Annotated in this window: 17 protein-coding genes and 1 riboswitch; of the genes, 10 read left to right on the top strand and 7 right to left on the bottom strand. The window is 69.5% G+C overall.

Going from position 1 to position 17,573, the window contains the following annotated elements; genetic code table 11:
* Positions 1-110 precede the first annotated feature (110 nt).
* The 5 genes from ACFY1U_RS40835 to ACFY1U_RS40815 are packed head-to-tail and all read left to right on the top strand — an operon-like array spanning position 111 to position 4,620.
* A complete protein-coding gene (locus ACFY1U_RS40835; RefSeq protein ID WP_390699135.1) occupies positions 111-995 on the top strand; it encodes an STAS domain-containing protein in 885 nt (294 codons plus the stop codon).
* Positions 992-1,405, top strand: coding sequence for an STAS domain-containing protein (locus ACFY1U_RS40830; protein WP_390699095.1), 414 nt, complete (start codon positions 992-994; stop codon positions 1,403-1,405). The genes ACFY1U_RS40835 and ACFY1U_RS40830 overlap by 4 nt, the downstream gene beginning before the upstream one ends.
* A complete protein-coding gene (locus ACFY1U_RS40825) occupies positions 1,405-1,848 on the top strand; it encodes an anti-sigma regulatory factor (protein WP_390699094.1) in 444 nt (147 codons plus the stop codon). The genes ACFY1U_RS40830 and ACFY1U_RS40825 overlap by 1 nt, the downstream gene beginning before the upstream one ends.
* Positions 1,848-2,909, top strand: a complete 1,062-nt coding sequence (locus ACFY1U_RS40820; protein WP_390699093.1) for a SpoIIE family protein phosphatase — start codon at positions 1,848-1,850, stop codon at positions 2,907-2,909. The genes ACFY1U_RS40825 and ACFY1U_RS40820 overlap by 1 nt, the downstream gene beginning before the upstream one ends.
* Positions 2,896-4,620: a PP2C family protein-serine/threonine phosphatase gene (locus ACFY1U_RS40815; protein ID WP_390699092.1), complete on the top strand. Its 1,725-nt coding sequence runs from the start codon at positions 2,896-2,898 to the stop codon at positions 4,618-4,620. The genes ACFY1U_RS40820 and ACFY1U_RS40815 overlap by 14 nt, the downstream gene beginning before the upstream one ends.
* A 77-nt stretch (positions 4,621-4,697) precedes the next feature.
* On the opposite strand, the gene ACFY1U_RS40810 is transcribed toward ACFY1U_RS40815, so the two are convergent.
* The 7 genes from ACFY1U_RS40810 to gcvT form a co-directional block, all read right to left on the bottom strand.
* On the bottom strand, positions 4,698-4,961 hold the full coding sequence (locus ACFY1U_RS40810) for a hypothetical protein (RefSeq protein WP_390699091.1): 264 nt from the start codon (positions 4,959-4,961) through the stop codon (positions 4,698-4,700).
* A gap of 33 nt (positions 4,962-4,994) precedes the next feature.
* Positions 4,995-5,504 (bottom strand): MarR family winged helix-turn-helix transcriptional regulator, encoded by a 510-nt coding sequence (locus ACFY1U_RS40805; RefSeq protein WP_390699090.1) that lies wholly within the window; start codon positions 5,502-5,504, stop codon positions 4,995-4,997.
* A 366-nt stretch (positions 5,505-5,870) separates the two neighbouring features.
* Positions 5,871-6,713: an RNA polymerase sigma factor SigF gene (locus tag ACFY1U_RS40800; RefSeq protein ID WP_390699089.1), complete on the bottom strand. Its 843-nt coding sequence runs from the start codon at positions 6,711-6,713 to the stop codon at positions 5,871-5,873.
* Between the two features lie 360 nt (positions 6,714-7,073).
* Positions 7,074-8,441 carry an L-serine ammonia-lyase gene (locus ACFY1U_RS40795; RefSeq protein ID WP_390699088.1) on the bottom strand — a complete coding sequence of 456 codons (1,368 nt, stop codon included), beginning with the start codon at positions 8,439-8,441 and terminating at the stop codon, positions 7,074-7,076.
* A 57-nt stretch (positions 8,442-8,498) separates the two neighbouring features.
* The gene (gene glyA / locus ACFY1U_RS40790; RefSeq protein WP_390699087.1) at positions 8,499-9,761 is read right to left on the bottom strand and encodes a serine hydroxymethyltransferase; all 1,263 of its coding nucleotides are present in this window, start codon (positions 9,759-9,761) and stop codon (positions 8,499-8,501) included.
* 14 nt (positions 9,762-9,775) lie between these two features.
* Positions 9,776-10,153, bottom strand: a complete 378-nt coding sequence (gene gcvH, locus ACFY1U_RS40785) for a glycine cleavage system protein GcvH (RefSeq protein WP_099931447.1) — start codon at positions 10,151-10,153, stop codon at positions 9,776-9,778.
* Between the two features lie 128 nt (positions 10,154-10,281).
* Positions 10,282-11,400 carry a glycine cleavage system aminomethyltransferase GcvT gene (gene gcvT / locus ACFY1U_RS40780; protein WP_390699086.1) on the bottom strand — a complete coding sequence of 373 codons (1,119 nt, stop codon included), beginning with the start codon at positions 11,398-11,400 and terminating at the stop codon, positions 10,282-10,284.
* A 156-nt stretch (positions 11,401-11,556) separates the two neighbouring features.
* A riboswitch (glycine riboswitch) is annotated at positions 11,557-11,655 on the bottom strand.
* Positions 11,656-11,838: 183 nt separating this feature from the next.
* Between gcvT and ACFY1U_RS40775 the strand changes: the two genes are divergently transcribed.
* From ACFY1U_RS40775 to ACFY1U_RS40755, 5 genes are all read left to right on the top strand, one after another.
* Complete coding sequence (locus ACFY1U_RS40775) at positions 11,839-12,513, top strand: AAA family ATPase (RefSeq protein WP_390699134.1); 675 nt, start codon at positions 11,839-11,841, stop codon at positions 12,511-12,513.
* A gap of 82 nt (positions 12,514-12,595) precedes the next feature.
* Positions 12,596-13,390 (top strand): enhanced serine sensitivity protein SseB, encoded by a 795-nt coding sequence (locus ACFY1U_RS40770; RefSeq protein WP_390699085.1) that lies wholly within the window; start codon positions 12,596-12,598, stop codon positions 13,388-13,390.
* Positions 13,391-13,537: 147 nt separating this feature from the next.
* Positions 13,538-14,335 (top strand): enhanced serine sensitivity protein SseB C-terminal domain-containing protein, encoded by a 798-nt coding sequence (locus ACFY1U_RS40765; RefSeq protein ID WP_390699084.1) that lies wholly within the window; start codon positions 13,538-13,540, stop codon positions 14,333-14,335.
* 309 nt (positions 14,336-14,644) lie between these two features.
* Complete coding sequence (locus tag ACFY1U_RS40760) at positions 14,645-15,652, top strand: ABC transporter permease (protein WP_390699083.1); 1,008 nt, start codon at positions 14,645-14,647, stop codon at positions 15,650-15,652.
* Between the two features lie 70 nt (positions 15,653-15,722).
* Entirely contained in the window at positions 15,723-17,513 is a 1,791-nt protein-coding gene (locus ACFY1U_RS40755) for an ABC transporter substrate-binding protein (protein WP_390699082.1), read from the top strand.
* Positions 17,514-17,573 lie beyond the last annotated feature (60 nt).

The raw sequence follows: 17,573 nt of genomic DNA, 5'->3' as shown, positions 1-17,573 counted from the left end.
CATGTGGCGATCCCGTGTTGTTTGTGTCCGGCCCTCGACGCTAACGTTTGCCATCAGGCAATAATCGCGTCTCGGGTGTGGTCGATCGGCGGCCCTGTGCAGAGGAGACGATCAAGGTGTCGGAGCAAGAGGCGGTCGGGTCGACGGCGCGCCGACTGGGAGCTTTCCTGGAACTCCGCCGGGAGCAGATTGCCCAGCGTTGGGCCGATGAGCCTCTCTTCGGGACGATCTTCACCGTGTCGCGCGAAGAAGCTGTCGAAGCGTGTAAGGCCATCGTGGACGCGTTGACCGACGTCGCCTCGTCCGGGCGCTTGGAAGACATCGCCGCGCCCGGCTTCGACAGCGTGCGCGACCAGCTGGGGCGCATGTCCGGTACGCGGCTCCGGGCGGGGTCGAGCACCGCCCGGATCGCCGACGAGGTGGCCGCCTTGCGGTCGCCGGTCGCCGAATTGCTGCGGGCGGAGTTCTCGGATCCCGCCGCTCCTGAGGCGGCCGAGGGGATGCTGGCGTTGACGGTCCTGATGGGCACTCTGCGCCTGGTGGTGATGCAGACGGCGCTGAGCTCGGGCGAGGAGCTGATCGCACGGCAGCGGCAGCAGCTGCTCGAAGTCGCCACCCCGGTCATCAGCCTGTGGGACGGCGTCGTCGCCGTACCGCTGATCGGCACGCTGGACAGCGCCCGCAGCCAGGTCGTCATGGAGTCCCTGCTGGAGGGCATCGTCGGCAAGCGCGCCCGGTACGCCATCCTGGACATCACGGGTGTGCCCACGGTCGACTCACTCGTCGCGCAACACCTGATGAAGACCGTGGCCGCCGCGCGGCTCATGGGTGCCGAGTGCATCGTCTCCGGCATTCGCCCGGCCATCGCACAGACCATCGTGCAACTCGGCATCGATCTCAGCTCCGTCCTCACCCGTGCCTCACTCGCCGACGCCCTGGCCTATGCCCTCAGCCGGCTGGGCATCGAGGTGTCTCCCCGTGAGAGCACGCGATGATCTTTCCTTCCGGGGGTCCCGCGCCTGTGGTGCCCGTCCTGACGCTGCAGGAGACCCTGCTGGTGACCCTTCAGGGGGAGCTGCACGACGGTATGGCCGAGCAACTCCAGGAGGACATAAATCGCCGCATCGCCGACAGTGGGGCGACCGGTGTGATCATCGACATCTCCGGTGTGGAGATCGTCGACTCCTTCCTGGGGCGGATTCTTGCCGAGATCGCGGCGAGCGCCAGTCTGCTGGCGGCCCGCACGGTCGTCGCCGGCATGCGCCCGGCCGTGGCGATCACTCTGGTCGAGCTGGGTCTCACGCTGCCAGGCCTGACCACCGCGCTTGACGTCGATCGCGCACTGGAACTCCTCACTCGGGCGTCCACGCCGAGCACCTCGGACGGACGCGAGAGGGGGACGTGATGCCGGCCTCCGACCCCGCCGTCGAAACAAGCCTGCCGATCGGCTCGGACGCGGACCTCGCGTGGGTCCGCCAGCACGTACGCCAGACCGCAGCCGACCTCGGCTTCGGGCTGGTGCAGCAGACGAAACTGGTCACCGCCGCCAGCGAACTGGCCCGCAACACCCTGGTCCACGGCGGCGGCGGACACGTGGAGATCACGCCCCTGACCCGAGGAGTGAGCCTGGGACTTCGGCTGTCCTTCGTCGACCGTGGCCCCGGCATCCGCGATGTCGAGTTGGCCATGACCGACGGATACACCAGCGGGGGCGGTCTGGGACTCGGGCTCAGCGGCGCCAAACGCCTCGTCGACGAGTTCGAGATCGACACCGAACCCGGCCGGGGCACGACCGTCACCGTCATCGCCTGGACCACAGGCGTACCCGCGGCACGGACGGGGTTGTGATGGCGCGCGTCTGGGACATTCCGGTTCAGGACTCCACGCGCGTACGGGACGTCCGGGTGGCCGTCGAGGCGGCCAGCAGCCATGTCGGTCTCGATCCGCACCGGACTGCGGTCGCCGCCCTGGTCGCCACCGAACTGGCCACCAACCTGGTCAAGCACGCCAGGGGCGGCCGGGTCGTGATCGACCTCGTCGACCAGCCCGGGGCGGTCACGTGCGCTCCCGGGGTGCAGGTGACAGCCATCGACTACGGTCCGGGCATTCGTGACGTCACCGCGGCCATCCGCGACGGATACAGCACGAGCGAGGCGTCGCTGGGCGCCGGTCTGGGTACCTGCATGCGGATATCCAGCGGCTTCGACTTGTACAGCACTCCTCGTGGCACCGTCGCGGTCGCCCGGGTCGACCAGGAGCCCGCGATGTGTCGAGAACGGATGCGGAAGGGCCCGACGTCGGGCGGGATCAACGTACCGCTCGGCCGGGACGATCACTCGGGAGACGCCTGGAGCTGCGCCCGGTCGGGCACCCGCCTGACCCTGATGCTCGCCGACGGCCTCGGCCACGGCACCAAGGCAGCGCACGCGTCCAGCGCCGCCGTCGACGAACTGCATCGCCGGGCACACCTGTCGCCAGAGGAGATCCTGCGCCATATGCACCCGGCCCTTCGGCACACCCGCGGCGCGGCAGTCGCCGTGGCACAAGTGGACACCGACACCGGTGAACTGGCCTTCGCCGGCGTCGGCAACATCGGAGCCCGCCTGCACGCCGGCGACTCCTGGGGGCACCTGATCTCCCACCCCGGTATCGTCGGCGCTCAGTTCCCGGCGACCGTGCCCGTACGTCGTGCGCCCTGGGGGCAGGGCAGCCTGCTTGTTCTGCACAGCGACGGTTTGCCCAGTCGATGGGTGCCGCCGACCGATCCCGACCTCCTCACCCATGACCCGGCGGTGGTCGCGGCGACCATCCTGCGTGATGCCAGCAGCGCCGCCAGTCCCGTGCGCGACGACACCAGCGTGGCCGTCCTGGCCTCCGACCCCAGGGACGGACGCCATGATCCCGCCTGACGTCCGGAAGATCACCACGGCCGCCGAGACCGCCCAGGCCCGGACCTTCGTGGCGCACCTCGCAGCCGCCCTGGGCGCGTCGGAGATCGAACGGGCGCGATTCCTCACCGCACTGACCGCACAGTTGCGGAAGTGTGTCGGCCAAGGCGGGGCGGAACTCACCCTCACCGTCCGGCAACCAGGTCCGGACGGGTGCGTGCGTGTAGAGGCGGTCGTGCGGCCGAACGCGCCGGCCTCGGAACACGCCTCGCTGTGGCACCACGCTCTCTCCTGCCCCGGCCCCGTGACACAGGACCCGCCGCTCCCGGCGCACCCGAACGACGTCGTGTCGGCCGAAGCCCTACTGGCAGCGGACGAGGAGACGGCGGCGGTCCTGCGGAGGCTGGACGAGTCGGAGAACCTGCTGCGGCTCCACCGTGAGGAACTGCACCAGACCAACCAGGGTGTGCTGGCCCTGCACGCCGAACTGGACGCCGCCGCGCTGACCCAACGGGAACTGCTCGACGCCGAACGGGCCGCGCGGGGCGAGGCGGAGAAGGCAAGGCGCCTGCTGACCTTCCTTGCCAACGCCAGTGCGGTCGTCACCGCGTCGCTCGATCACGAGGACATCGTGCGCCGGCTCCCGGAACTCCTCATGCCGGAGTACGCGAGCCAGGTCGACGTGTGGCTCTTCGACGAGGACGAGCGGACAGCCGGCAACGGCGTCCACTCCGCCGCCGCGGTGGCCGCCGCCCGTACCGACCGCCCCCAGCACGCCGGACCGCACCCGGGTGGCCTGCCCGGCACCGACGACTGCCCGCCCTCTGCCCTGTCACCGCATCGGCCGATGCTGTGCATCCCCCTGGCCGTGCGCCGGACCCTGGGCGTGCTGTCCCTCACGGCACCGGGTGACCGCTTCGATGCCGACACCAGCGTCATGCTGCTCGAACTGGCCCGTCGTGTCGCCATCGCCCTGGACAACGCCCTGCGCTACGAGCAGCACCGGGACACCGCCGAAGAGCTGCAGCGCGCCCAGCTCACCGACCTGCCCGCTGCCGATGGCCTGCAGCTGGCGGCCCGGTACCTGCCCGCCACCCGTGGCCTCAACATCGGCGGCGACTGGTACGACGCCTTCTTCCAGCCCGACGGCAGCCTGCTGACCGTCATAGGGGACGTCACCGGGCACGGGCTCCGCGCGGCCGTCATCATGGGCCAGCTGCGCACGGCACTGCGCGCGTACGCGGTCGAGGAGACCAGCCCCGCCCGGATCCTCACACGGCTGCACCGCATGCTCTGCCACCAGCAGCCCAACCTCTACGCGACCGCCATGATCGCGCGCTTCAGACCCGGTGAGCCCCAGGCGACATGGGCCGCGGCCGGCCACCCGCCGGGGGTGGTCCGTGCTCCCGGCGGCGCCGTGCGGGTCCTGGACGAAAAGCCCGGGGTCATGCTGGGCGTGCCGATTCCCTTCGAGTACGTGGACCACACGACCGAGATCGAACCGGGCTCGACGCTGGTGCTCTACACCGACGGCCTGGTCGAACGGCGTACTGAAGGGATCGACGTGGGGATCGGGTTGCTCGCCCAGACCCTGGCGGCACTGCACGAACCCGACCTGGAAAACCTGGACGCGTGTGCCGAGTCCCTCCTCAAACCCCTGGTGCACGAGTCCGAGCGCGACGACGATGTCTGCCTCCTGCTGTGCCGCACCACCCCGCTCCCGAATTCCTGAGGGGGCTTTCGCCGCGATGGCGCGGGGAGGCCGGTTGGGAGAGGGCACAGGCTGTGAATGCCTCTGAACCGTTCTCGTCAGGCGTCCTTCTGCCGGCCGATCACGGCCTCGCAGTCCTGCAGCCGGTCACCCACCGGCCGGCCGCCGGTGACCCGGTCCGCGCCCCCGACGGGCCTGCCGGCACCGCCTTCACCACCCAGAAGCCGGTCGTGGGCACCGGGACTGTGCGCGCGGTCGACGCCGGCTGTCCACTGCCGTACCGCCTTCGCGACACCGGGATGAGTCCGGTCGAGCTGGAAGCACAGCCACGCCTGGACGGGCAGGGGCCGTCGACACGGCACGGCTCACTCCCGAACTCCGCTGAACCAGCCCCGTCACCGGTTGCCAGGGGGCTCTCCCAAGGCGGGCGGCGTCCCGCTCCGGGCGGCGAGAAAGGCCTTCATCCCGCGGCTCAGCGCCGTCCGCTCCGCCGGTTGCATGGCCGTCAACGCGACCGTCAGTGCCTGTTCTCGGCGCAACGCCACATCGTCCAGTACGCGGTGTCCCTGTGGGGTGAGAATCAGCCGGACCTCGCGGCGGTTCTGCGGGTGCAGGGATCGTTCCAGCATTCCCGCCGCCTCCAGCCGGTCACACAGCCTGCTGGCCGTGGGTAGCCCTATGTCCAGCCGCTCGGCCAAAGCGGTCAGGTTCAGTCCGGGTGCCGCCTGAAGCGTCCGCAGCGCCCGCAGCTGGTGCAAGGACAGCCGCAAGGCCGCCTCCTGAGCGGCAAGCGACCACAGGTCGGTGAGACTCTCCACAGCCTCGGCGATCTCCAGGGCGACGACGTCCGGGCCATCACCGGGTCCCTCCACGCGGTCGCCGCCTGGGCCGTCGAGACGGGTCACGAACACATCGCTTTCACTCAGTTTCGGACGCTGTAGAGATAATCCTCATCCCAAAGAGATAATCCTCATCCAGTCGCTGTACCCGAAGGCGAGGGGGTGCAAGCCGGTGCTGGATCGGCCGGACATCGCCAGTGGCGGGCCGGAAACCGGGGCCCGACCGAAGGGGGGCGCCCGGGCTTCGCTCCATGGTAGGAGCGGCCGTGGCCTCGCGCGGCGAGCCCGAGGACCCAGGGCAGACCGGGCATGCACGGTCACCTCTCGACCGGGGCTTCGAGCGGTTCATACGGCTCACCGACGGGAACTCCGGAGGCCAGGCCCTCCGCCCGGAGCGGCGGCATCTGCCCCCGACTGCCAGGCAGCTGCCCGTCATTCCGTGCTGAGCATGCCTTCGCGCAGGTGTGCCAGGAGGCGCGTGATCAGACGGGAGATGTGCATCTGGGAGACGTTCAGACGTTCGCCGATCTGCGCCTGGGTGAGCTCCTCGACGAAGCGCCAGTGAATTATTTTGCGGTCGCGTTCGTCCAGTTCGGCGATCATCGGTGCGAGGGCGTGGAAATCCTCGACCCGTGCCATGGCCTCGTCCTCACCGCCGATGAAGTCCGCGAGCACGGCCTCGCCGTCCTCGCTGGCGTTGATCGCGGCGTCCAGGGACGCCGACTTGTAACCGTTGGAGGCCAGTTGGGCCTCGACGACCTCGTCCTCCGGCAGACTCATCAGCTCGGACAGCTCCCTGACCGTCGGTGTCCGACCCAGTCGGGTGCACAGTTCCTCATTGGCACGCGCGAGCTGGACGCGGGCTTCCTGGAGCCGGCGCGGGACGTGCACGGCCCAGGAGGTGTCCCGGAAGAAGCGCTTGATCTCGCCGACGATGTAGGGGATGGCGAAGGAGGTGAACTCGACCTCACGCGACAGCTCGAAGCGGTCGATGGCCTTGATCAGACCGATCATGCCGACCTGGACGATGTCCTCCATCTCCTCCGGACCCCGGCTGCGGAACCGGCCGGCGGCGTAGCGGACGAGGGACATGTTCATCTCGATCAGAGTGTTGCGCGCGTACTGGTGCTCCGGTGTTCCCTCGTCCGAAACCGCCATCCGGCCGAAGAACAGCTTCGACATCTCCCGTGCGTCCTTCGGCGTCACCTTGGACGGGTCCGCGATCTCCGAAACCTCCACCATCGGCTCGGCAGTCTGCACGGTCGTCGTCGCCATCAAGCACCTCTCCAGTCCGCACGGCGTCCTCCTGCCGGTCCATCGACCGGCAAGCACGCGCATACCCCGGCCGCCGACCGGCATACGTCGAGCGCCGTCACTTCCCGCCCGGCCCTCCATCTGCGCTGCAGGCACGAGCCCACGCACCGGCTTGAACCCGGCGGGCTTGCCATCGGACAACTCGTGCCCGCGGGGAATGAACCGCTCGACTTCGCGCAGGGTGGAGAACACGCGGTGAGAGGGTGGCGGAACGGCCGGCAGCTGCCGCCCCCACCGGTGTCCTGGGCGAAACCCCCTGCCGCAGCATCCCGTTGAGCCCGAGGACCGCGTCGGCGGACAGCGAGCCGGAGCTCATGGCTGTCAACACTCGATGATGTTCACGGCGAGCCCGCCCCGCGCCGTCTCCTTGTACTTCACGCTCATGTCCGCGCCCGTGTCCTTCATCGTCTTGATGACCTTGTCCAGGGACACCTTGTGCGAGCCGTCGCCGCGCATCGCCATCTTCGCCGCCGTGACCGCCTTGACCGCGGCCATGCCGTTGCGCTCGATGCAGGGGATCTGGACGAGGCCGCCGACCGGGTCGCAGGTGAGGCCGAGGTTGTGCTCCATGCCGATCTCGGCCGCGTTCTCGACCTGTTCGGGGGAGCCGCCGAGCACCTCCGCCAGCGCGCCCGCCGCCATCGAGCAGGCCGAGCCGACCTCGCCCTGGCAGCCGACCTCGGCGCCGGAGATGGAGGCGTTCTCCTTGAAGAGCATGCCGATGGCGCCTGCCGCGAGGAGGAAGCGGACGATGCCGTCCTCGTCGGCGCCCGGCACGAAGTTGAGGTAGTAGTGCAGGACGGCCGGGATGATGCCCGCCGCGCCGTTCGTGGGGGCGGTGACCACGCGGCCGCCCGCCGCGTTCTCCTCGTTCACCGCCATCGCGTAGAGGGTGATCCACTCCATGGCGTGCGCCAACGGGTCACCCTCGGCGCGCAGCTGGCGGGCGGAGAGCGCGGCCCGGCGCCGCACCTTCAGACCGCCGGGCAGGATGCCCTCGCGGGACATGCCGCGGGACACGCACGCCTGCATGACCCGCCAGATGTCGAGGAGCCCCGAGCGGATCTCGTCCTCGGTGCGCCAGGCCCGCTCGTTCTCCAGCATCAGGGCGGAGATGGACAGGCCCGTCTCCTTGGTCAGGCGCAGCAGCTCGTCGCCCGTGCGGAAGGGGTACTTCAGCACCGTGTCGTCCAGCTTGATGCGGTCCTGGCCGACCGCGTCCTCGTCGACGACGAAGCCGCCGCCGACCGAGTAGTACGTCTTCGACAGCAGCTCGGTACCCGAGGCGTCGAACGCCCACAGGGTCATGCCGTTCGCGTGGTACGGGAGGGCCTTGCGGCGGTGCAGTTTCAGGTCGTCGTCGAAGGAGAACGGGATCTCGCGCTCGCCGAGGAGCCGGATCCGGCCGGATGACTTGATCTCCGCCACCCGCTCGTCCGCCGTCTCCACGTCCACCGTCCGCGGGGAGGCGCCCTCCAGGCCGAGCAGCACCGCCTTGGGGGTGCCGTGGCCGTGGCCGGTGGCGCCCAGGGAGCCGTACAGCTCGGCGCGGACGGACGCGACGGAGCCCAGCAGCTCCTCGTTGCGCAGACGGCGGGCGAACATGCGGGCCGCACGCATCGGTCCCACCGTGTGGGAGCTCGACGGGCCTATGCCGATCGAGAACAGGTCGAAGACCGAGATGGCCACGGGAACTCCTCCGAAAAAGGGCGGGGGCACACGTCGTCGGGTGCCCCCACCGGGGAACTACTTGTTCAGGCCGGGGTACAGCGGGTGCTTGTCGGCAAGCGCCTTGACCCGGGCCTTGAGCGCCTCGACGTCGTACGACGGCTTCAGCGCCTCGGCGATGACGTCCGCGACCTCGGCGAAGTCCTGCGCCGTGAAGCCGCGGGTGGCCAGCGCCGGGGTGCCGATCCGCAGACCCGAGGTGACCATCGGCGGGCGCGGGTCATTGGGGACGGCGTTGCGGTTGACCGTGATGCCGACCTCGTGCAGCCGGTCCTCGGCCTGCTGCCCGTCCAGCTCCGACTCCCGCAGGTCCACCAGGAGCAGATGCACGTCGGTGCCGCCGGACAGCACGTTCACCCCCGCCTCGCGGGCGTCCGCCGCGGTCAGCCGCTCGGCGAGGATGCGGGCGCCTTCCACCGTACGCCGCTGCCGCTCCTTGAACTCCTCGCTCGCGGCGACCTTGAAGGAGACCGCCTTCGCCGCGATCACATGCTCCAAAGGGCCGCCCTGGAAGCCCGGGAAGACCGAGGAGTTGAGCTTCTTCGCGAACTCCTTCTTCGCGAGGATGATCCCGCCGCGCGGGCCGCCCAGCGTCTTGTGGGTGGTGGAGGTGACCACGTCCGCGTGCTCCACCGGGTTGGGGTGCAGCCCGGCCGCCACCAGGCCGGCGAAGTGCGCCATGTCCACCCACAGGTAGGCGCCGACCTCGTCCGCGATCCGCCGGAATTCGGCGAAGTCCAGCTGCCGCGGATACGCCGACCAGCCCGCGATGATCACCTTGGGGCGGTGCTCCTTGGCCAGCTGCTCCACCTCGGCCATGTCGACCAGACCGGAGTCGTCCACGTGGTAGGCGACCACGTGGAACTGCTTGCCGGAGAAGTTCAGCCGCATCCCATGGGTGAGGTGGCCGCCGTGCGCCAGGTCCAGGCCCAGGATGGTGTCGCCGGGCTGGGCCAGCGCGAACAGCGCGGCCTGGTTGGCGGAGGCACCCGAGTGCGGCTGCACGTTGGCGTACTCGGCGCCGAACAGCTCCTTGAGCCGGTCGATGGCGATCTGCTCGGCGACGTCCACGTGCTCGCAGCCGCCGTAGTAGCGCCGGCCCGGGTAGCCCTCGGCGTACTTGTTGGTCAGCACCGAGCCCTGCGCCTCCATCACCGCCAGCGGCGCGAAGTTCTCCGAGGCGATCATCTCGAGCGTGGACTGCTGGCGGTGCAGTTCGGCGTCGACCGCGGCGGCGATGTCCGGGTCGAGCTCATGCAGGGGCGTGTTCAGTACGGACATGCGTCTACGGCTCCTCAGCCGGCGTTCTGGGCGGTGTACTCGTCGGCGGAGAGCAGGTCGGCCGGCTCCTCCGTGACGCGGACCTTGAAGAGCCAACCGCCCTCGAAGGGGGCCGAGTTGACCAGGGACGGGTCGTTCACCACGTCCTCGTTGATCTCGGTGACCTCACCGGTGACGGGGGAGTACAGGTCGCTGACCGACTTGGTCGACTCCAGCTCGCCGCAGGTCTCGCCCGCGGTCACGGCGGAGCCCACCTCGGGAAGCTGGGCGTAGACGACATCGCCGAGCGCGTTGGCCGCGAACTCCGTGATGCCGACCGTCGAGACGCCGTCCTCGGCGGCCGACAGCCACTCGTGCTCCTTGCTGTAACGCAGCTGCTGGGGGTTGCTCATGGCCTGAATTCTCCTGTACGCGGTGGAGTGCTGATGAAGGGGGGACTACGGAAAACGCGTGTGAGCAGCGAAAATGTGCGCGGGGTCACGTCTTGGACGGCGCCCCCTCGCCCAGTCTCGGTCAGTGTCTACTTCTGGCGCTTGTAGAACGGCAGCGCCACGACCTCGTACGGCTCGTGACTGCCCCGGATGTCCACGCCGACGCCCTCGGTGCCCGGCGCCGCATGCGCCGCGTCGACGTACGCCATCGCGATCGGCTTGCCCAGGGTGGGGGAGGGGGCGCCGGAGGTGACCTCTCCGATCACCTCGCCGCCCGCGACGACGGCGTACCCGGCGCGCGGGACCCGACGGCCCTCGGCGACCAGGCCGACAAGGACGCGCGGCGGGTTCTCCGCAGCCTTGGCGGCCGCCTCCTGGAGCGCCTCGCGCCCCACGAAGTCGCCCTCCTTCTCGAACTTCACCACCCGGCCGAGCCCGGCGTCGAACGGTGTGAGCGAGGTGGACAGCTCATGCCCGTACAGCGGCATGCCGGCCTCCAGGCGCAGGGTGTCCCGGCAGGACAGCCCGCAGGGCACCAGCCCCACGGGCGCTCCGGCGTCGGTCAGCGCCTGCCACAGCTTCTCGGCGTCAGCGGGGGCGACGAACAGCTCGAAGCCGTCCTCGCCGGTGTAGCCGGTGCGCGCGATGAGGGCGGGCACGCCGGCGACGGTGCCGGGCAGGCCGGCGTAGTACTTCAGGCCGTCGAGGTCGGCGTCGGTGAGCGCGGCCAGGATGCCGGGGGACTCGGGGCCCTGCACGGCGATCAGCGCGTAGTGGTCCCGGTCGTCGCGCACCTCGGCGTCGAGGCCGGCCGAACGCTCCACCAGCGCGTCCAGGACCACCTGGGCGTTGGAGGCGTTGGCCACCACCATGTACTCGGTCTCGCCGAGCCGGTAGACGATCAGGTCGTCGAGGATGCCGCCGTCGGCCCGGCAGATCATCGTGTAGCGGGCGCGGCCGACGCCGACGGAGGCGATGTTGCCGACCAGGGCGAAGTTCAGGAGCTGTGCGGCCTGCGGGCCGGTCACGGTGATCTCGCCCATGTGGGAGAGATCGAAGAGCCCGGCCTTCGTCCGCACGGCGAGGTGCTCGTCGCGCTCGGAGCCGTAGCGCAGGGGCATGTCCCAGCCGGCGAAGTCGGTCATCGTCGCGCCGAGCGAGCGATGCAGGGCATCGAGCGCGGTGTGACGGGGTGCGGTGCTGCTCATCGGACGGTCGTCTCCCAGGCAGAGTGCATGACGGGCGAGGTCGTTCCTCCCCATCTGTCATCGGAACCTGAGAGGTTCGCCATGACCACAAGTGTGGTTTCTGGCTTGCACCTTGGGTGGAGCCACCGGATCCGGTGGCCCGCTTTTCAGATGTGCCTCGCCCGCGCGGTAACGGGGCCTGAGAGATTCAAGGGAGGGACTTGCTCCTTCGGCGCCCGGCAGACTCTGCTGCCGGGACTCTCCCGCGCGGATTCAAACGGCCGGTATGCAGTTGCGCGCACATCATTGCACGCGCCCCCTCCTCCTTGGCACCTCCTCTTCGGCACCTCCTGTTTGTGACTGGGCTGTCGCCGGAACCGAACACAACCGCGAGAAGCCGTGCATTACCTTCCCTTTACAAAGAGTGGGGAGAAGCTTTCCTGACCCCCAGGAAGGACGATCACGGTGAACAGGACCACGGTGTACGCCACGACCTCGGCCGTCGCGCTGCCCGAGCAGCCCGCGGCCCCGGCCAAGGATGTGTGCGGTGCCTTCCCGGCACCCGTGGTCCGCGACCTGCGGGACCGCTCGGGGCACAGCCCGCACGCCCTGCTCTTCGGCCCCCGTGACCTGGTGGTGATCACCGGCCTGCCCGGCAGCGGCAAGTCCACGCTGATGGAGCGCGCGGCCCGGGGCATCCGCATCGACTCCCAGGACGCCCGCGACCGCTGGGACGCCCGCACGCCCCGCTTCCTGCCCTACGCGGTCTACCGCCCCCTCGTCCGCCTCGCCCACTACGCCGGACTGCGCCGCGCCCTGCGCAGCGGCGAAGGGGTCGTCGTGCACGACTGCGGTACGCAGGCCTGGGTGCGCGGCTGGCTGGCGCGCGAGGCCCGCCGTCGCGGCGGCACCCTGCATCTGCTGCTGCTCGACGTCACGCCCGGCACGGCCCTGGAGGGGCAGCGCGAGCGCGGCCGCGGCGTCTCGCGCTACGCCTTCCTGCGCCACCGCGCGGCAGCGGCCCGGCTGATCCGCGCGGTCGAGCGGGGCGACCTGCCCGAGGGCGTCGGCTCGGCGGTGCTGCTGGACCGGGACGCGGCGGACGTGCTGCGCAGGATCGGTTTCGCGGGCTGATGCACGGACCAACCCCTTTGTCCGTCCCACCCGCTAGCCTTTCCAGCCACAGCAGTGGTTCTCAGCAGGCGGTCGGACACAGATGGACTTCGCAGCGGATCTCCCCGCGGACTTTCCCTTGCAGGCGCACCCCCATCCGCACGGCGGATGGCCGGGCAACGAGCTGGAGGAGGTGCTGTCGGCCTCCCTCGGCATACCCGCGGCGGGCGGCCGGATCCTCGAGGTGCTCGGCCGCAGCTTCGTCTGGGTGCCGCTGCCGAACGGCGGCGACCTGAACAGCGGCCCCCTCGACCTGCCCACGCTGGAGATCGACGGCCAGGCCTATGTGCCGGTCTTCAGCTCCGAGGAGCAGTTCCGGCAGGTCGTCGGCTCCCACATGTCGTACACGATCGCCCCGGCCGTCGAGTTCGCCCGCGGACTGCCCCCGCAGGTCGGCCTCGCCGTGAACCCGGACGGCGTGGTCGGCATCCCGCTCCCGCCGCCCGCCGTCGCCGAGCTCTGCCGGGTGGGCCGCACCCCGCTGGACGGTCCCGCCTCCGGCGGCCGCGTCAAGCTCTACGAGCCGGACTGGCAGGACGACCCGATCGACTTCCTCGCCGCGGCCTCCGCCGAGTTCGCCGGGACGGGCGTGGTCGTCACGGCCCGCCGCTGCCTCGCCGCCATCGAGACGGCGGACCCGGTGATGTTCGTGGGCGTCGAACTCTCCCAGCGGGAGGGCGACATCAGAGCCCTGCCGCTGGAGGCGCTGGGCCGGGCCATCACCAGAACCCCCACCCCCTGGCCCGTCAACCTGGTCCTCCTGGACGTGACGGACGACCCGGTGGCGACCTGGATGCGCGAGCAGGTACGCCCCTTCTATACGAGGGATCACCTGTAAACGCCGTGGAGGGCAGCCGCCCCAGGGGCGCGGGGAACTCACCGACCAGCCACGACGCACCCGCACTCGCCAACACACAACGAGCCTCGAGTTCCTAGGCGCTTAAGCTTGTGTCCACGCGGGGCAACCATGAGAAGGGGCACACACGTGAGCGCCAGCGGCACCACGACCGGGACGGTCGAGAACATGCTGCGCCAGGTGACGCCGGGGCGCTACGACGCCTACGAGGCACTCCTCCGCGCACTCGCGACCCCCGGCTCCGGCCAGGTCTGGATGCTCCTGTGGCACGGCCAGGCGGGCTCCCCGGACGCCCAGTACGGAAACATGGAGGTCGACGGCTACGGCTACGCCCCGTGCGTCACCTCCGCCCAGGAGCTCTCGGCCAGCGGCTGGAACAGATCGTACGAGGTGGTCGACGGGCTGGACGTCGCCCGCACCCTCTACCCCGACCACTTCGGCCTCTGGCTCAACCCGCACGCCCCGGGCGGTGGCGTGGGCATCCCCTGGCTGGACCTGCGCCGTATCGCCACCGGCCTGGAGCGTCAGGCGGCCGGCCCGCTGCGGATGTCGGAACCCGCGATCGAGATCCCGCAGTTCTACGCCCTGCTCGCGCAGAACGCCCACCGCACCCCGGCCGTCCGCTCGCTGCGCCGCGCCTGGGTGCAGCCGGCGCTCGGGGCGCCGTACCTCGCCATCGGCCTGGACGTGTACGACACCAGCCCGCCCGCGGTGGACTCGGTGCGGGCGATGATGCAGCAGTCCATCGGCGCCGTCCCGGACGGACTGCCGGTGTCGACGGTGGCGATGTCGGACGAGTACGACCCCGTCGCGCTGTGGATGCGCGCGAGCGCCCGCCCCTTCTACGACCGCGAGGCCCACGCGGCCGCTCCGGCCCAGGCCCCGGCGGCCGGGTACGGTTACCCGCCGGTGCATGGCGGATACTGAGGCGCAGGCCTGGTCCGTACCAGGCCGGGAGTCAGTCTGCGCGCGTAGATAGGCCTGGAAGATTCCGTTCTGCGGAGAATGTCCAAATTAATCCGCGTCCGGCCGCCGTTACCCGGCGTCCGGATAACGGAACCCTCCAGCCCGCATCACGTTTACGCATCCTTTCACCGTCAAGTCTGGCAACAGATCGCCAAAGCGTTGAAGACTCCCGCTCCAGGGGGGTTCGCCCCCGTGTACGACGGACTGATCACGCCGCCACCGCGGCAAAGTGCGGGCCGGCTACCGCCGGTTGAGAGGGGTCCCTGCCAGATGACGGCACCATTGCACGAGCCGACCGCAGAAGCGGCCCCGAGCGCGGCCGAAGAAGCGGCGGTCGCCACCGCCGGCGACAAGGCCGTACAGGGGCGTTCCCTGGGCCGGATCGCCTGGGAGCGCCTGAAGAGGGACAAGCTCGCCCTCACAGGCGGCATCGTCGTGCTCGTACTCGTCGTGGTGGCGCTGCTCGCACCGGTGATCACCAGCCTCTACGGGCAGGACCCCGACGTCTACCACGAGACCCTGATCGACCCGCTGTTCAGCACGCCCAAGGGGTCGCTCGGCGGCATCAGCGGCGACCACTGGCTGGGCGTCGAGCCGGTCAACGGCCGCGACATCTTCGCGCGCATCCTCTACGGCGCCCGGATCTCGCTCCTGGTCGGCTTCCTGTCCGCGATCGTCGCCGTGGTGCTCGGCACGATCCTCGGCATCCTGGCCGGCTTCTTCGGCGGCTGGGTCGACTCGGTCATCAGCCGCGTCATGGACGGCCTGCTGGCCTTCCCGCAGTTGCTCTTCATCATCGCGCTGGTCTCCGTCATGCCGAACGAGATGCTCGGCCTGAGCGGTTCCAGCGTGCGCGTGTTCGTGATGATCCTGGTCATCGGCTTCTTCGGCTGGCCCTACATCGGACGCGTGGTGCGCGGCCAGACGCTCTCGCTGCGCGAGCGCGAGTACGTCGAGGCGGCCCGATCGCTGGGTGCCGGGCGGTTCTACATCCTGTTCAAGGAACTGCTGCCCAACCTCGTCGCCCCGATCATCGTCTACACGACGATGATGATCCCCACCAACATCCTCACCGAGGCGGCACTCAGCTTCCTGGGCGTGGGCGTCAAGCCCCCCACGTCCTCCTGGGGGCAGATGCTCTCGACCGCGATCGACTACTACGACTCGGACCCCATGTACATGGTCGTCCCCGGCGTGGCGATCTTCATCACCGTTCTGGCCTTCAACCTCTTCGGCGACGGCGTGCGGGACGCGCTCGACCCGAAGGGATCGCGCTGAACTGCCGTACCCCAAGCGTCCCGTGAGCACTCCCACGGGGTCTCTCATCACAACCGGAGGATCCGAGATCGTGACTACCCAACGCACCTCAGGGCGGCGTAAGCAGGCGTTGGCCGCTGCTGCCGCGGTCGCCGGCATGCTGACCATGGCGGCGTGCGGCGGCGGCAGCGACAGCGGCGGTTCGAAGTCGGGTGCGGCCGGCTTCGACGCGGCGAACAACAAGGTTGCCCAGGCCGATCAGGTCAAGAAGGGCGGCACGCTGAAGTTCGTCACCCCGCAGGACGCCGACTCGTGGGACACCACGCGTGGTTACTACGGCTTCATGTGGGACTTCGCGCGCTACTACAGCCGTCAGCTGCTCACCTACAAGACCGAGCCGGGCGCCGCGGGTGCCGAGCTCACCCCCGACCTCGCCACGGACGCCGGTCAGGTCTCGGCCGACGGCAAGACGTACACCTTCCACCTGCGCGACGGGATCACCTGGGAGGACGGCAAGCCGATCACCTCCCAGGACATCAAGTACGGCATCGAGCGCGTCTGGGCGCAGGACGTCCTGTCCGGCGGTCCGATCTACCTGCAGCAGATGCTCGACCCCAACAACACCTACAAGGGTCCCTACAAGGACACCTCGAAGGACAAGCTCGGCCTGAAGGCGGTCGACACGCCCGACGCCAAGACGATCGTCTTCCACCTGCCCAAGGCCAACTCGGACTTCAAGCAGGTGCTGGCGATGGTCTCGGCCTCGCCGGTCCGCCAGGACCAGGACACCAAGTCCAAGTACGGCCTGAAGCCGTTCTCCTCCGGCCCGTACAAGTTCCAGTCGTACGCCCCGGGCAAGTCGCTGGTGCTGGTGCGCAACACCGCGTGGAAGGCGTCCTCGGACCCGGTCCGCAAGGCGTACCCGGACAAGATCACTCTGGACATCTCCACCAACCAGAGCGACATGGACCAGCGTCTGATCAACGGCGACTACGACATCGACGCCAGCCAGACGGGCCTCGGCCCGCAGGGCCGCACCATCGCCCTGAAGCAGCACAAGGACAACCTGGACAACCCGGTCTCCGGCTTCATCCGCTACGCGGTCTTCCCGCAGAGCGTCAAGCCGTTCGACAACGTCGACTGCCGCAAGGCCGTGATCTACGCAGCCGACCACGTGTCGCTGCAGACCGCGCGCGGTGGCCCGATCGCCGGTGGTGACATCGGCACCAACATGCTCCCGCCGTCGATCCCCGGTGGCGAGGGCCAGAAGTACGACCCGTACAAGATCGCCGGTGCCAACAAGACCGGCAACGACGACCTGGCCAAGCAGGCGCTGAAGGCCTGCGGTCAGCCGAACGGCTTCAAGACCACCATCGCCGTCCGCAACAACAAGACGCAGGAGGTGGCCACGGCCACGTCCCTGCAGGCCGCGCTGAAGAAGGTCGGCATCCAGGCCGACATCTACCAGTACGACGGCTCGCAGAGCGCCGGCATCATCGGCTCCCCGTCGAACGTGGCGAAGAAGAAGCTCGGCATCATCATCATGGGCTGGGGCCCGGACTTCCCGACCGTCCAGGGCTACGGCATCCCGCTGTGGAGCAGCCACTACATCCTGCAGAGCGGCAACAACAACTACGCCCTGATCAAGGACAAGACGATCGACGGGCTGTTCGACCAGTACAACGCCGAACTGAACGAGGCGAAGAAGACGCAGATCGCCACGGAGATCAACCACAAGGTGAGCGACGGCGCGTACTACCTGCCCTTCACCTTCGAGCGGCTCCTGAACTGGCGTTCCTCGCGGATCGGCAACGTGTACACGACGAACGCGTACAGCGGCTACTACGACTTCGTCAACATCGGTCTGAAGTCCTCGAAGTAATCCCGGCACACCCGCCGTACGGCACGAAAGGCAGGTGAAGGCCGGCGCGGCGGGACCGCG

Source organism: Streptomyces sp. NPDC001351 (assembly GCF_042896045.1).
In the GTDB taxonomy this organism is placed as follows: domain Bacteria; phylum Actinomycetota; class Actinomycetes; order Streptomycetales; family Streptomycetaceae; genus Streptomyces.
Note: the sequence above shows the minus strand (reverse complement) of the source record. Positions and strands in the feature narration are given on the sequence as shown.